The organism is Cognatishimia sp. WU-CL00825, assembly GCF_040364665.1.
Taxonomy (GTDB): Bacteria; Pseudomonadota; Alphaproteobacteria; order Rhodobacterales; family Rhodobacteraceae; genus Cognatishimia.
Genome location: NZ_BAABWX010000001.1, coordinates 666,893 through 680,203, shown reverse-complemented (window position 1 = coordinate 680,203; position 13,311 = coordinate 666,893). Strand labels below are relative to the sequence as shown.

Sequence of the window (13,311 nt, the reverse complement as noted above, 5' to 3'; positions counted from 1 at the left end):
CTCCTTTGTTCTCACTTGCGGGACCAAAAGTAAAGAACTTTTTAGGAACATTTGAGAACATTTAGGGAATAAAAGGCTAACCCACTGAAATCAAACGAATTGCCTGATCCTGTTCCATTAGCCACAATAGAACACGCGCCGCCTGCCCACGCGGGCTTGTAAGCGTCGGATCATCTGACAACAACTTGCGCGCATCAGATTGCGCAACGGCCATCAGGGCCGCTTGGCCTTCAAGATCTGCAATGCGGAATTTTGGGACGCCGGACTGGGCCGTGCCAATAAGATCTCCGGCGCCCCGCATCTCCAAATCGGTTTCGGCAATGCGAAACCCGTCATTGGTTTCGCGCATCACGGTCAATCGCTTTTGTCCGGTCTCGGTCAACGGAGATTGATACATCAACAAACATGTCGAAGCCTGCGTCCCGCGTCCGACCCGTCCGCGCAGCTGGTGCAATTGGGCCAAGCCAAAGAACTCTGCACGTTCAATCACCATGATGGTGGCATTTGGCACGTCAACGCCAACTTCGATCACGGTTGTCGCAACAAGAACGCTGGTGTCACCGGCTTGAAAAGCAGCCATAGCCGCGTCTTTCTCTGCGGCTGGCATCTGACCATGCACAATACCAACAACCCCCTCCCCCAAGGCCGCGCGCAGGCCTTGAAAGCGCTGCTCGGCCGCAGTAAGGTCCATGATTTCGCTCTCGTCTACCAGCGGGCAGACCCAGTAGGCCTGTTTTCCTTCTGCAACCGCACGGCGCAGCCTTTCAACCACTTCGTCCAAGCGCGCATCAGAGACCAGAACCGTGGTAATAGGTTGTCGGCCGGGTGGTTTTTCATCCAGAATCGACACGTCCATGTCGCCATATTGCGCCAAAGACAAGGAGCGCGGAATAGGCGTCGCGGTCATCACCAAAACATCAACAGCAGCGCCTTTTTTACCGAGTTCTAGACGCTGGCGCACACCAAATCGATGTTGCTCGTCGATAACTGCAAGCCGCAAATCGCCGAACTGCACATCCGCCTGGAAAACCGCATGTGTGCCCACAAGGACGTGGATATCGCCCCGCGCCAGCGCCTCTAGCTTGGCTTTGCGCTCTTTCCCTTTGTCGCGTCCGGTTAAGATCTCAACAACCACGCCCGCTTGCTCTGCAAGCGGGTGCACGCCTTGTAAATGCTGCCGCGCCAAAATTTCGGTTGGGGCCATCAAAACGCCCTGCCCGCCAGCCTCTACGGCCACAAGCAGTGCCATGAAGGCTACAAGAGTTTTACCAGAGCCAACATCGCCCTGAAGCAGTCGGTTCATTCGTATTGGGCGGGCCATATCCGCTGAAATTTCGGAGGCCGCGCGGTTTTGCGCCTGTGTCGGCCTATATGGCAATGCCTTTAGAACACGTCCCTGCAACGCGCCTGTGGCGACGCTGATACGCCCCTCTGCGCGTTGAAATTGTGATCGCGCTAGGGCCAAAGTCAATTGATGCGCAAAAAACTCGTCATAGGCCAATCTTTCGCGCGCCGGGTTTGTCGCAGACATGCTGTCAACACCCGTGGGGGCATGGGACGCGGCGATCGCTGCCGCCCAATCGGGCCATTTGGCCTTGGCCTTTTGCCCGGGGTCAATCCATTCGTCTAATTTTGGCATTAACCGCAGCGCAGATGCGGCGGCTTTCATCATGGTTTTCGATGTCACACCTGCAGACAAGTGATAAACTGGCTCAAACGGTGGTATGCTTGCGCCTTGATCAAGGCTGACCATGTGATCCGGGTGCACCATTTGCGCCACCCCATCAAATAATTCGATCCGTCCAGACACCAAACGGGTTTCGCCTTCGGGCAATTGCCGCTGCAAAAAGTCGCCGCGCGCGTGAAAGAAAACCAATTGGAAACTGGTCTGTGCGTCTTGCACTGTCACACGATAGGCCCCGCCCTTTGTGCGCGATGGGCTATGTGACAGCACAGTCACTTCGACGGTCACAACACTTGGGAAATCAGCCCCCTGAATACTGTCGCGACGCCTGCGATCTACCACGGAATAGGGCAATGAAAACAAAACATCGCGTGGCTTTTCAATGCCAAGGCTTGCCATATTCTGCGCCGTCTTGGGCCCAACGCCCTCTAGCTTTGTCAGATCCGCAAACAGCGGAAACAGTATTTCGGGGCGACCGCTCACAGGCCTTCAATCAACGCGAGCCAGGCGTCTTCGTCCAGTGTTTTCACCCCAAGATCTGCTGCTTTTTTGGCCTTTGATCCAGCCCCTGGTCCAGCCACCAGAATATCTGTTTTGCTCGAAACCGATCCAGCCACCTTGGCACCCAAAGACTCTGCACGCGCTTTGGCTTCGGCGCGGGACATTTTTTCCAGCGTGCCGGTAAAGACCACGGTTTTTCCGGCAACGGGGCTGCCCTCGCTGCTGGGTTTGATGGCTTGCTGCACGTCAAGATGGGCGATCAAAGCATCAATAGACACCCGTTCGCCACCCTGCGCAAACACGCCAACCAAAGACCGCGCCATAACCTCGCCAATACCATCGATTGATAGCAGCTCTTCCCAAGCGGCCCCCTCAAAACCCTTGGCCTGATCCAAGGCGGTTTCTAAAGCCTCCCAGCTTCCATAGTGATTGGCCAACAGATTAGACGCCGCTTCGCCCACATGGCGGATGCCCAGAGAAAACAACACACGGCCAAAGCCAATTTTTCGCTTTTCCTCGATGGCGGAAAAGAGGTTGTTGGCGCTTTGCGCACCCCAGCCTTTACGGTTCTTTAGTTTGGTAAAATTGCCCGCATCGCGCGCCTGCAGCGTAAAAATGTCGGCGGGTTGATTAATCGCCAGATCCGGATCGTCAAAAAACATCTCGATTTGTTTGGCCCCCAACCCTTCGATGTCAAAGGCTTTACGCGCCACAAAGTGCTTCAGCTTTTCCATGGCCTGCGCCGGGCAAATGATGCCCCCAATGCAGCGTCGCACAGCGTCGCCTTCCTCGCGAACAGCATCTGACTGACATTCAGGGCATTTGTCAGGAAACACGTAACGCACAGAGTCTGCCGGGCGTTTTTTAAGATCGACGTCCGCGATTTTGGGGATCACATCCCCGGCGCGATAGACCTGAACCCAATCCCCAACCCGGATGTCTTTGCCGTCGCGAATTTCGCCGCCTTTGCTGTCAAATCCACGAATATAATCCTCGTTGTGCAGGGTTGCATTCGACACAACCACCCCACCCACAGTGACAGGCTGAAGCCGCGCCACTGGGGACAAAGCGCCGGTGCGGCCCACTTGAATATCGATGGCTTCAAGCCGGGTCCAGGCCAGTTCGGCTGGAAACTTATGCGCAATCGCCCAGCGTGGCGTGGTTGATCGAAATCCAAGGCGGCTTTGCAATTCAAGTGAGTCTACTTTGTAAACCACACCGTCAATGTCATAGCCAAGGGTTGCACGCTGCGCTTCGATATCGCGATAATGCGCTATCAAGGCGTCTGGCTTGTCAAAGCGTTTGGTCAACGGGTTGGTGACAAACCCAAATTCAGACAATCTCTCTATCGCCCCAAGTTGGGTTTCATGCAAAGGGGCGCTCAACTCTCCCCAGGCATAGGCAAAGAATTTTAGCGGGCGTGACTGGGTGATCTTGGCATCCAACTGCCGCAGCGACCCGGCTGCCGCATTACGTGGATTGGCAAAAACTTTGTCACCATTGGCAAGCTGGCGTTCATTCAACGCGGCAAAATCAGCGTGGCTCATATAGACTTCACCGCGCACTTCCAAAATTTGCGGTGCGTTTTCAACAAATTGCGGCACATCTTCGATCGTATATGCATTTGCGGTGACGTTTTCACCCGTTGCGCCATCGCCGCGCGTGGCCGCTTGCACGAGCTTTCCAGCCACATAACGCAAAGAAAGGCTTAAGCCATCGATCTTTGGTTCGGCGGTATAGGCTAATTTGTCTGTCGAGGATTTGCCTAAAAAGCTTCGGACGCGTTCATCAAATTGGGTGACATCTGCGTCTTCAAATGCGTTGCCCAGCGATAACATCGGCACCGCATGGGTGACCTTGGAAAACCCATCCGAAGGCGTAGCCCCGACAAGATCACTTGGGCTGTCTTCACGTTTAAGATCTGGAAACTGCGCCTCTATAGCTGCGTTTCGGCGCTTGAGTTGATCATATTCTGCGTCAGACATGTCTGGAGAATCGTCAGAATGATAGGCAAAATTTGCCTCTGCCAATAATTTGGACAGCCGTTTGAGTTCTTTTTCAGCCTCTTTGGGCGAAAGGGCTAAAATATCTTGTTCTTGTGTCACGCCGCATGCTCCCCGCTCTGAACAAATAGATAATTCGGGGCGCAGGCGGCGTCTAGGCAGCGCAGCACTATTGTGTGAAATTAGATCAGATTATGGTTAGGCCCTGAGCGCCATATCTTGCGGTGGCTCAACCTGCTGCGGTTCTGGGTCGCGCAGAACATAGCCTCGGCCCCAAACGGTCTCGATATAGTTTTCGCCGTCCGTTGCCTCGCTTAGTTTTTTGCGCAGTTTGCAAATGAACACGTCTATGATTTTCAATTCAGGTTCATCCATGCCGCCATAAAGATGGTTGAGGAACATTTCTTTGGTCAAAGTTGTGCCTTTGCGCAAGGACAGCAGTTCTAACATTTGATATTCTTTGCCTGTCAAATGCACCGCATTGCCTTCGACATCTGCGGTTTTGGCATCCAAATTTACCGAAACCCGACCCGTGTGAATAACCGACTGCGAATGCCCCTTGGATCGGCGTATTATCGCGTGAATGCGCGCAACCAATTCTTCGCGGTGAAAGGGCTTGGTCAGATAGTCATCCGCCCCAAAACCAAACCCCTTGAGCTTGCTTTCGGTGTCATCTGCCCCGGAAAGAATTAGAATTGGGGTTTCGACGCGCGACAAACGCAATTGCCGTAACACCTCGTGACCAGCCATATCCGGCAAACCAAGGTCCAAAAGAATTAAATCGTAATCATATAATTTGGCGAGATCGATTCCCTCTTCACCCAAATCAGTGGCATAAACATTCAAATTGGCATGGGTCAGCATCAGTTCGATACTTTTTGCTGTGGCAGGGTCATCTTCGATTAACAAAACACGCATTCGGAATCTCCAGTGGCAAGCAGGCTCTAAATCTACGGTGGACGAGGAATGGTTAAATTCAAATTAATTTCAACTTCCAAAGTACCACCACACGTTAAGGTTGTCTATATTTTTGCAAATTCGTCGCCTTAAGCGCATCTTCGCCATGCTCGCTAACTGCCAGCGTCCATTGAATAAACTCTTCATTTGACAACCTATACCGGCGCAATGCTTCTTCTTGAGAGAGCAAGCCATAGGCCACGCCACGCACCACAGCCGCCTTGCGCGATGCAACCCATCGGCGTGTATTAACAGGGGGTAAATCTGCCTGAGAAAGGACTTCTCCATCAGGTAAAGTCACCGTTCGAATGCCATCCACTTTCTTTAAAAACATAGCCAAGCCTCTTTGTATATTCGACTGTGGCGCTTGCTCTGTTAACGGCCTATGAAACTTGGGCTTGAGAGTATGTTGAATTTTCCTATATTCCATTCTTCTGCCCCTAAGGAGACCGGTCATGGCGCTGGATCAAAAACACCCGTTAAACTCACTTGGATTTGCCAAGCCCCCGTCAGAGACACGGGTTGTTGTGGCGATGTCCGGAGGTGTTGACAGTTCCGTTGTCGCCGCTCGGCTGGCAGACGAAGGCTATGATGTGGTCGGTGTCACATTACAACTGTATGACCACGGGGCCGCTTTGGCTAAGAAAGGCGCTTGCTGCGCAGGAATTGATATTCATGACGCCCGTCGGGTGGCCGAAGAAAAGGGCTTCCCGCATTATGTGTTGGATTATGAAAACATCTTTCAGGATGCGGTGATCGACGAATTCGCAGATAGCTATCTGGCCGGGGCAACCCCTGTGCCCTGTATCCGCTGCAACGAACGGGTGAAATTCAAAGACCTGCTGGAAACCGCCAAAGACCTCGAAGCTGATTGTATGGCCACCGGGCACTATATTCAGCGCAAAATGGGTGCAAATGGTCCTGAATTGCACAGCGCAGAAGACGCGCGACGCGACCAGAGTTATTTTCTGTTCTCAACAACTCCCGAGCAACTGGACTATTTGCGTTTCCCATTGGGGCATTTGCCCAACAAAGACGCCACCCGCGCCTTGGCCGCCGAATACGGTCTGGCCGTGGCGGATAAGCCTGACAGCCAAGACATCTGCTTTGTGCCAAACGGTAACTACGCCCAGGTGATCGAAAAGCTGCGACCCGGTGCCGCTGAACCCGGCGATATCGTTGACCAAACTGGAAAGGTCTTGGGCAGCCACAATGGCGTGATCCATTACACAATAGGTCAACGCCGTGGCCTAGGTATAGGGGGGTTAGAAGATCCGCTTTATGTGGTGAAACTGGATGTGGATGCCAAGCAAGTGGTCGTTGGTCCAAAAGAAATGCTTTCAACGCGGATCATTCCGGTTCGCGAAATCAACTGGCTGGGTGATGATGCCTTTGACGCGGAAAAAGAGCGCCATCTTTGGGTAAAAGTGCGGTCCACCCGCCCCCCACGAGAGGCAATTATTCGACCGACTGGCCCGACAACCGCAGAAGTCGAGCTGTTGACACCAGAAGAAGGCGTTTCGCCTGGTCAGGCCTGCGTGTTTTATGCGGCCGAAGGTTCTCGGATATTTGGCGGTGGTTGGATTTGGCGCGGCTAAGCGCATAGTGTATGCAGGTTTAGTCGCTCAGCCCATCCAGAACAGCCGCCGCGGCGCGCAATCCAGGGTCTTGGTCATCACGCCCGAGAAGCCGCATGGTCTCTGACAGGATTTCTTGCTGCGTTTCCGGCGCATCCAAGAGCTGGAGCAAGCTTGGCGCAATTTTCTCTGCAATGCAGTCTTTGCCCAGAAATTCCGGTATTTCGCGTGTGTCAGTCACAAGGTTGGCCAAAGTCAGAGTATCGATCTTTAGCAATCGTTTCATGATTTCTCGGGTGATCACATTTACATCATAGGCAATCACCATCGGCGTGCCAGCCGCCGCAAGTTCGAGTGAAACCGTACCGGAAACAGCAAGGGCAACGTCAGCCATTGCGAAGGCAGCGCGTTTTCGGGTTTCTGCCTGATCTGCTGAAAGCTCTGAGGCATCCAGAATAGTGGGCGGTGCAGCCATATTCGCGGTTAGGTCTTTGACGAGGCTGGCAACCGGACCCGCCGCAGGCAGCACGAAATTTAGATCAGGACGCTGGGCTTGCAGCCTTTCCATGGTTTGCACAAAAACCGGCAGCAATCGAGACACTTCGCTGCGTCGACTTCCGGGCAATATCAAACAGGTGGGACCGTCAATTCCCAGCTCAGCTTTCAAAGACTGTATGGCGTCGGGCGTTGGCAATGGTTCTGCAACCACAGGGTGGCCAACAAAGTCACAGCGCATCCCATGGGCGGTCATATAAGGAGGCTCAAACGGCAACAGCGCCAAAACCTGATCAATAAAAGGAGCCATTTTGGCTGCCCGCCCCGGCCGCCAAGCCCAAACTGATGGAGCCACATAGTGCACAGTGCGCAGTTGGCTTTTTTCGCGCACTGCTTTGGCAACGCGCAGGCAAAAATCAGGGCTGTCGATCGTGATAACAACGTCGGGTTGCCACGCTAAGATGGCATCCACACATTCCTGAATACGTCGTTTAAGGTCAAAGTACTTGGGCAAAATTTCAACAAGCCCCATGACTGAAAGTTCGGTCATGGGAAACTGACTGCTCAGGCCCTGTTGCGCCATCAGCGGCCCACCGACACCGCGAAACTCGATATCAGTGCCGTGCAATTGCAAAAGTCCAGACATAAGTGCAGCGCCCAATTTGTCGCCGGACAATTCACCCGCAATCACATAGACCTTCATTATAAGCCCTCTAGCCCATAGAGAAACAGCCCGGCTTTTTCCGCTGCGGCAATGGTCTTGGCACGCTCTAGCAGAATGACTCGATGCGCGGCCAAAGCGATCCCTGCCAGGCCAGCGGCAATAACCTTTTCAATCGTGCCCGGCCCAATAGCAGGCATATCGACTCTTAGATCTTGCCCGGATTTGGGGACTTTCACAAAAACGCCAGGTTGGCGCACAAGATGCTTTGGGGTCTCAGCAACAAATTGCAGCAACGCATCCGTCCCTTGCAGCGTTTCAATGCCAAGACACAGGCCAGCAGATACCACCGCTCCCTGCCCCAAGTCATGAGGCGACAAAGCTTTTAAGAGATCGGCAGCTTTTTCGATATCACGCATTTGGTCCGCCGTCGGAGATGGGCCGACAACAGCACCTTGCCCAATTGTAAGTTCTGGCAGAATTTCATGCGCGCCGCGTACCTTTATGCCCTGTTCTTCAAACAATGAAATAAACAGCCGCAAAAGCGTGTCATCACCCTGTTGGAATGCTGCCTGCAAACGGGCTGCATTTGCCATCATAAAGGCGTCCAGCGCTGAAATGTCAATTTGTGGGCGCGGCATGCCGCCCGCCATCACAACTTCGGTGGCTCCGCGATCTTTCATGTCTTGGATCAGCCCACCGAGTTTTTCAAACCGATGCTCAAATGTGGGGCGGCTCAAATCATGTGACATGCCAGCTAGCGTGAACAACAATGCATCTGGACGGGCATCAGACAGTGCGACTGGCAATGCGCCTTTTCCGGCTAGGACAGCAAGTTTACCCATAGCGTCAGCTCGGCGTCAAAAAGGAACGATCAGTGTCCCCCAGCACGAAATCAACGATTTCCTGCACATAGGCGCTGTCCTGTGAGGCTCCTAATTCTTTGGCACGCTCAGAAAAGGCTCCTTCGCCACTTGCTAGCGTTTGAAACGCCGCTCGCATTGCAGTAATCTCGCTGCGCGGTACACCGCGCCTTTTGAGCCCAACAAGGTTCAATCCGTCGAGCTTGCCACGGGGACCTTGCACAAGACCAAAAGGGATAACGTCATTGGTAACCATGCAAACAGCGCCAATAATCGCGCCTCGCCCAATGCGCACCCATTGATGAATGCCTGACAATCCACCAACGATAACATCGTCTTCGATAATGCAATGCCCTGCAACAGCAACGGAGTTTACCAAAATAACGTTGTTGCCAATTTGGGCGTCGTGGGCAACATGACATCCGGCCATGAACAACCCATCATCGCCGATCTTGGTCACACCGCCACCCCCTTCGGTGCCGGCGTTCATGGTTACATGTTCCCTGATGCGGTTACGCGCGCCGATAACCAATTTGCTGGCTTCGCCCTTGAATTTCAGATCCTGAGGAATTTCGCCAATGACCGAAAAGCTAAAGACAATTGTGTCCTCACCAATCTCTGTGTCGCCTGTAACCACAACATGTGATTTCAGCTCAACGCGGTCTTTAAGCACAACCTGAGGCCCAATAACGCAGAATGCGCCAACAGTGCACCCTGCACCGATTTGAGCACCATCTACGACGACGGCTGACGCATGAACCCGCGCCTTTGGGGAAACGGCCATACGGCTTACTCCTTGGGCAGTTCCATCATTGCTGTGAATTCGGCTTCGGCAGCCATTTCACCTTCAACCGTGGCAACTCCAGAGAACTTCCAGACCTTGCCACCTGGCTTGCCACGCACCGTTGTCAAATTCAGTTCCAAAACATCGCCTGGAACAACCATGCGACGGAACTTGCATTTATCGATGGCCATAAAATAGACCTGCATATTCCTATCGGCCATACCCAGTTCTGTACCAACCATAATAGCAGCGGTTTGCGCCATCGCTTCTACGATAGTTACGCCAGGCATGATTGGGTTTCCTGGGAAGTGGCCCTGAAAATGCGGTTCATTCATCGTGACATTCTTGATGCCCTTGGCAGTCTGATAGCCATCAATGTCCACAACTTTGTCGACCAGTAAAAACGGGTATCTGTGTGGAATTATCCGCTGGATTAGCGAAATATCTGCGGTTTTCAACGGCTCGCTCATAAAAGCTCCTGCTGTTATTGTTTCTTATGAGGTGACTAACAATCCGAAAGGCGTAGAGCAAGCGTGCTAGTTCTCTGCAGCGTCATCTGCATCATCTATCGGTTCGATTGCCCCATCGCCAAGTGTTTGATTGATGCGAGCAAGCACCAAATCAGTAATCAGCAAAGCTTGGCTATGTGCAAATGTCGATCGCTTTTCCATTATCAACACGGCACCAGATTCCCGCAACACACTGTCCATAACCGGGCCAAGTGACTGAAAAAAACGCGCGCGTTCACGTTCTGCTGCTCTGGCGATTTCAACTTCTTTGCCATCTTGGATATCACGAATATCCTGAACGCGCAGATCAAAGGCATCAGCGACTTTTCGGAAGTTTGCAGGCACCATTGCCGAGCGTTTTTCTGTGAGCTGTAATTCTTCTGCGGCGAGCTCTGCCTCGATTTTACGATTTTCAGCACTTAGTATTGCAATGCTGGCTTCTTGTTCTCTTTGTACACGTTGCCCAAAGGCCGATTCCGCATAGAGCCGCTGAGAGTCGATTATCAGTATGGGGCTAGAAACAACACCGCGCGCTTGCTGCCCCAAAGCAAATGTCGCTGTCAGCCCCAAAAGGCTGACACCGACAATTATTGCAGATAAGAGTTTTGGCACTCTAGAACTCTGTCTGGATAGTCAGATTAAACGTTTGCTCACGGTCAAACGCTTCTTTTTGCAAGGCTTTGGAGAAGTTGAACTGCAAAGGGCCTACGGGCGTAGACCAAAAGATCGAAAGCCCAATGACTTGACGGATTTTTGCATCGCTATAAAGGATAGAACTTCCAGCAACTGAGGTTGACCCATCTACACCCCAAAGCGATCCAATGTCATAAAAGACACCGCCAGAAATCCCATACTCTTCGGGCAAACCAATCGGGAACTCAGCCTCAAATCGCGCTACCGCAAAAAACTTGCCGCCAAGACCATCATCAACGGTCGTTGCCCCCGTACCAACTTCACGTGGTCCAATGCCATAGGGTGAAAAACCGCGCATTTGCGAGCTGCCCAAAGTGAAACGATGATGGGCCCGCGTATCGTTATTGGGTGTTGTAAGAACCCCGCCTTCAAGCGTCGCGCGCAAGGTCACGTCACCGTTGAAGATCTTGGTCTGCCCAACCGCTTTTGCCGTTGATCGGATATATGAGACATCCGACCCAGCCGCTGCAAAATCTTGCGCAAACTCCAACAGCACGCCCGCGTCAGGATTCAATCCACCGCGTCGCGTATCATAGCTATAGGAATATCCGAACGAACTGTTCACCAATTGACCGCGCCCAGCCTCGGTATCGAGCGCAGAGCCCGGAATTGCAGAGGCTGTCGGGACAACCATATCCACGGCATCTAAAGTGTACCGCAGCTGCAATTGACCATTTTCGCCAGTCGCAAACGAAATGAAGGGCTGGAATTCGCCCACGGTGTTCTCAAAGCGTGCCTGACTAAATCCTTGATCCTGAAAAGCAGCGTTAAAGCCAACGGCGACATCGCGCCCAAGGAATGCTGGTTCAACAAATCTAAGTTGGTAGTCATTTACATCTGGTGACGTCGACAAACTGAAGGAAAGCAGTTGGCCACGACCCAAGAAATTTCTCTCTGTAAACCCGGCAACGAGTCCAATGCCATTGTCGGTTGAATATGTACCGCCAAAACTCAAGGAACCCGTAGGTTTCTCTGCTACATCAACATCAACGACAACGCGATCCGGCGTCGATCCCTGGCGCGCGTTCACTTCCGCTGTGCTAAAGAAACCAAGCGCCCGAATGCGTTCTGCGGCCTCGCGAATTTCGCGAGGATTAAACGGATCGCCTTCTACTGTTTTGAATTGGTGGCGCACCACACGATCCAGAGTGGTTGTATTACCCTCAATATCGATCCGTTCGACAAAAACACGCGGCCCGCGAACAATTGCAAATTCAACATCCAGCGTCAGGTCGCGATCATTACGGCTGATGCGCGGTTCAATGCGCACGAAATCCAAACCTTGGCGGATCGCCAACCGCTCTAGCCGTGCGATATCATTTTCCACCAACGAAGGCGAATATGTTACGCCTTTACGGATCTTGAGCGCATCCTCAAAGGCCTCGGAGTCAACCTCTGCTAGCTCACTTGTGGCGGAAATTTCGCCAAAGGAAAACTGCTGACCTTCTTCAACATTAAAGGTCAGAAAATAGCCGTCACGCTCTCGCGCCAATTCCGCGTTTACCCCTGTTACACGGAAGTCAACAAACCCTCGGGCCTGATAGAAGTCGGTCAAAACCTGCCGATCGAACTGGATGCGATCTTCGACCAATGTGTCGCGCTTTATCAAGGCGCGCAGGATTCCAGCTTGTTTGGTTCCAAGCACACGGCGCAAACGACGGTCAGAGAATTCACGGTTGCCGACAAAACTCAGGCGTTCGATTTCGGCAAGGGCACCTTCAAAAATTTCGAATACAAGATCTGCGCGATTGTCGGAACGTTTTATGATGCGCGGTGTGACGCGTGCAGCGATCCGACCGCTTTGGGCATAGGCTTCTGCGATTGCGCCAGCATCCCGCTCCGCGACAGCCGGGTTCAGCACGCGGCGCGACTGAGACTCGATAACAGCCTCAAGCACATCATCTTTAAGCCGTTTGTTTCCCTCAAAGCGCACACGGTTAATCGTTGAAAATTCAACGACTTTAATAACCAAACGATTGCCAACAGGGGTCACTTCGACGGACTCGAAAAATCCGCTGGCCAAAATACGTTGATAGGCCTCGTTCACCTGCGCGGCAGAAACGACCTGTCCACGAATGATTCCAGCGTATGAGGCGATGGCAGCGTCCTCAATACGATTGTTACCTTCGATTGAAACGGCAGTGAATCGATAACTTTGCGCCTGCGCAAAATCCGGGCTAGCAACGAAACCCATTGAAATAATTACTGAAAAGGCAAATGCACTACGACGCAAAAGTCCCTTTTTACGGTTCCGTAACGAAGCCGCGCCCCCAAACTGCTCGCTCATAACCCCAAATCCTGTCAGACATCCTATTTGCTGACTTGAGTACCGGGAATACGTTGTCTTGTCAAAACCGCAATCGGCGCATCCCAGAGGGATACGCGCTTATTGGACAAAAGTTTTTGAAACATGTCTGCTAAGGTTGAAACCTTAGTTCCAGAACAGGCCCATAGAGCCCAGTTGCGCCCCAATAGCCAAGGAAAGACAAATCGCAGCGGGGAACACAAGACGTTCCCAGTTTACGTGCCAAAGAACGCCCATGGCGCGGTATCCGTTTTCAATCGTTTGCATGGGTCACTCCCA

General features: G+C 52.6%; 12 protein-coding genes. 1 reads left to right on the top strand and 11 read right to left on the bottom strand.

The annotated features are described in order from the left end of the window. Positions 1-76: 76 nt before the first annotated feature. From recG to sciP, 4 genes are all read right to left on the bottom strand, one after another. Complete coding sequence (recG, locus tag ABXG94_RS03295; RefSeq protein WP_353532286.1) at positions 77-2,167, bottom strand: ATP-dependent DNA helicase RecG; 2,091 nt, start codon at positions 2,165-2,167, stop codon at positions 77-79. After that, a complete protein-coding gene (gene ligA, locus ABXG94_RS03290; RefSeq protein WP_353532285.1) occupies positions 2,164-4,290 on the bottom strand; it encodes an NAD-dependent DNA ligase LigA in 2,127 nt (708 codons plus the stop codon). The genes recG and ligA overlap by 4 nt, the downstream gene beginning before the upstream one ends. A 96-nt stretch (positions 4,291-4,386) precedes the next feature. Beyond that, positions 4,387-5,106, bottom strand: a complete 720-nt coding sequence (ctrA, locus tag ABXG94_RS03285; protein WP_353532284.1) for a response regulator transcription factor CtrA — start codon at positions 5,104-5,106, stop codon at positions 4,387-4,389. A 94-nt stretch (positions 5,107-5,200) separates the two neighbouring features. Next, on the bottom strand, positions 5,201-5,479 hold the full coding sequence (gene sciP / locus ABXG94_RS03280; protein ID WP_353533992.1) for a CtrA inhibitor SciP: 279 nt from the start codon (positions 5,477-5,479) through the stop codon (positions 5,201-5,203). Between the two features lie 121 nt (positions 5,480-5,600). Between sciP and mnmA the strand changes: the two genes are divergently transcribed. Further along, positions 5,601-6,743 (top strand): tRNA 2-thiouridine(34) synthase MnmA, encoded by a 1,143-nt coding sequence (gene mnmA, locus ABXG94_RS03275; protein WP_353532283.1) that lies wholly within the window; start codon positions 5,601-5,603, stop codon positions 6,741-6,743. Positions 6,744-6,762: 19 nt separating this feature from the next. On the opposite strand, the gene lpxB is transcribed toward mnmA, so the two are convergent. The 7 genes from lpxB to ABXG94_RS03240 form a co-directional block, all read right to left on the bottom strand. Continuing rightward, on the bottom strand, positions 6,763-7,920 hold the full coding sequence (lpxB, locus tag ABXG94_RS03270; protein ID WP_353532282.1) for a lipid-A-disaccharide synthase: 1,158 nt from the start codon (positions 7,918-7,920) through the stop codon (positions 6,763-6,765). Further along, positions 7,920-8,723: an LpxI family protein gene (locus tag ABXG94_RS03265; RefSeq protein WP_353532281.1), complete on the bottom strand. Its 804-nt coding sequence runs from the start codon at positions 8,721-8,723 to the stop codon at positions 7,920-7,922. The genes lpxB and ABXG94_RS03265 overlap by 1 nt, the downstream gene beginning before the upstream one ends. 4 nt (positions 8,724-8,727) lie before the next feature. Continuing rightward, complete coding sequence (gene lpxA, locus ABXG94_RS03260) at positions 8,728-9,525, bottom strand: acyl-ACP--UDP-N-acetylglucosamine O-acyltransferase (protein ID WP_353532280.1); 798 nt, start codon at positions 9,523-9,525, stop codon at positions 8,728-8,730. Between the two features lie 5 nt (positions 9,526-9,530). Next, positions 9,531-9,995 carry a 3-hydroxyacyl-ACP dehydratase FabZ gene (gene fabZ, locus ABXG94_RS03255; RefSeq protein ID WP_353532279.1) on the bottom strand — a complete coding sequence of 155 codons (465 nt, stop codon included), beginning with the start codon at positions 9,993-9,995 and terminating at the stop codon, positions 9,531-9,533. Between the two features lie 66 nt (positions 9,996-10,061). Beyond that, a complete protein-coding gene (locus tag ABXG94_RS03250) occupies positions 10,062-10,646 on the bottom strand; it encodes an OmpH/Skp family outer membrane protein (RefSeq protein WP_353532278.1) in 585 nt (194 codons plus the stop codon). Between the two features lies 1 nt (position 10,647). Continuing rightward, on the bottom strand, positions 10,648-13,014 hold the full coding sequence (gene bamA, locus ABXG94_RS03245) for an outer membrane protein assembly factor BamA (RefSeq protein ID WP_353532277.1): 2,367 nt from the start codon (positions 13,012-13,014) through the stop codon (positions 10,648-10,650). 144 nt (positions 13,015-13,158) lie between these two features. Beyond that, positions 13,159-13,299, bottom strand: a complete 141-nt coding sequence (locus ABXG94_RS03240; protein WP_353532276.1) for a hypothetical protein — start codon at positions 13,297-13,299, stop codon at positions 13,159-13,161. Between the last annotated feature and the right edge of the window lie 12 nt (positions 13,300-13,311).

Excerpts from the sequence above, each read along its gene's own strand:
- sciP (WP_353533992.1), bottom strand. The coding sequence starts at position 5,479 with ATGTTTTTAAAGAAAGTGGATGGCATTCGAACGGTGACTTTACCTGAT.
- ABXG94_RS03265 (WP_353532281.1), bottom strand. The coding sequence starts at position 8,723 with ATGGGTAAACTTGCTGTCCTAGCCGGAAAAGGCGCATTGCCAGTCGCA.
- fabZ (WP_353532279.1), bottom strand. The coding sequence starts at position 9,995 with ATGAGCGAGCCGTTGAAAACCGCAGATATTTCGCTAATCCAGCGGATA.
- bamA (WP_353532277.1), bottom strand. The coding sequence starts at position 13,014 with ATGAGCGAGCAGTTTGGGGGCGCGGCTTCGTTACGGAACCGTAAAAAG.
- ctrA (WP_353532284.1), bottom strand. The coding sequence starts at position 5,106 with ATGCGTGTTTTGTTAATCGAAGATGACCCTGCCACAGCAAAAAGTATC.
- mnmA (WP_353532283.1), top strand. The coding sequence starts at position 5,601 with ATGGCGCTGGATCAAAAACACCCGTTAAACTCACTTGGATTTGCCAAG.
- lpxB (WP_353532282.1), bottom strand. The coding sequence starts at position 7,920 with ATGAAGGTCTATGTGATTGCGGGTGAATTGTCCGGCGACAAATTGGGC.
- ABXG94_RS03240 (WP_353532276.1), bottom strand. The coding sequence starts at position 13,299 with ATGCAAACGATTGAAAACGGATACCGCGCCATGGGCGTTCTTTGGCAC.
- lpxA (WP_353532280.1), bottom strand. The coding sequence starts at position 9,525 with ATGGCCGTTTCCCCAAAGGCGCGGGTTCATGCGTCAGCCGTCGTCGTA.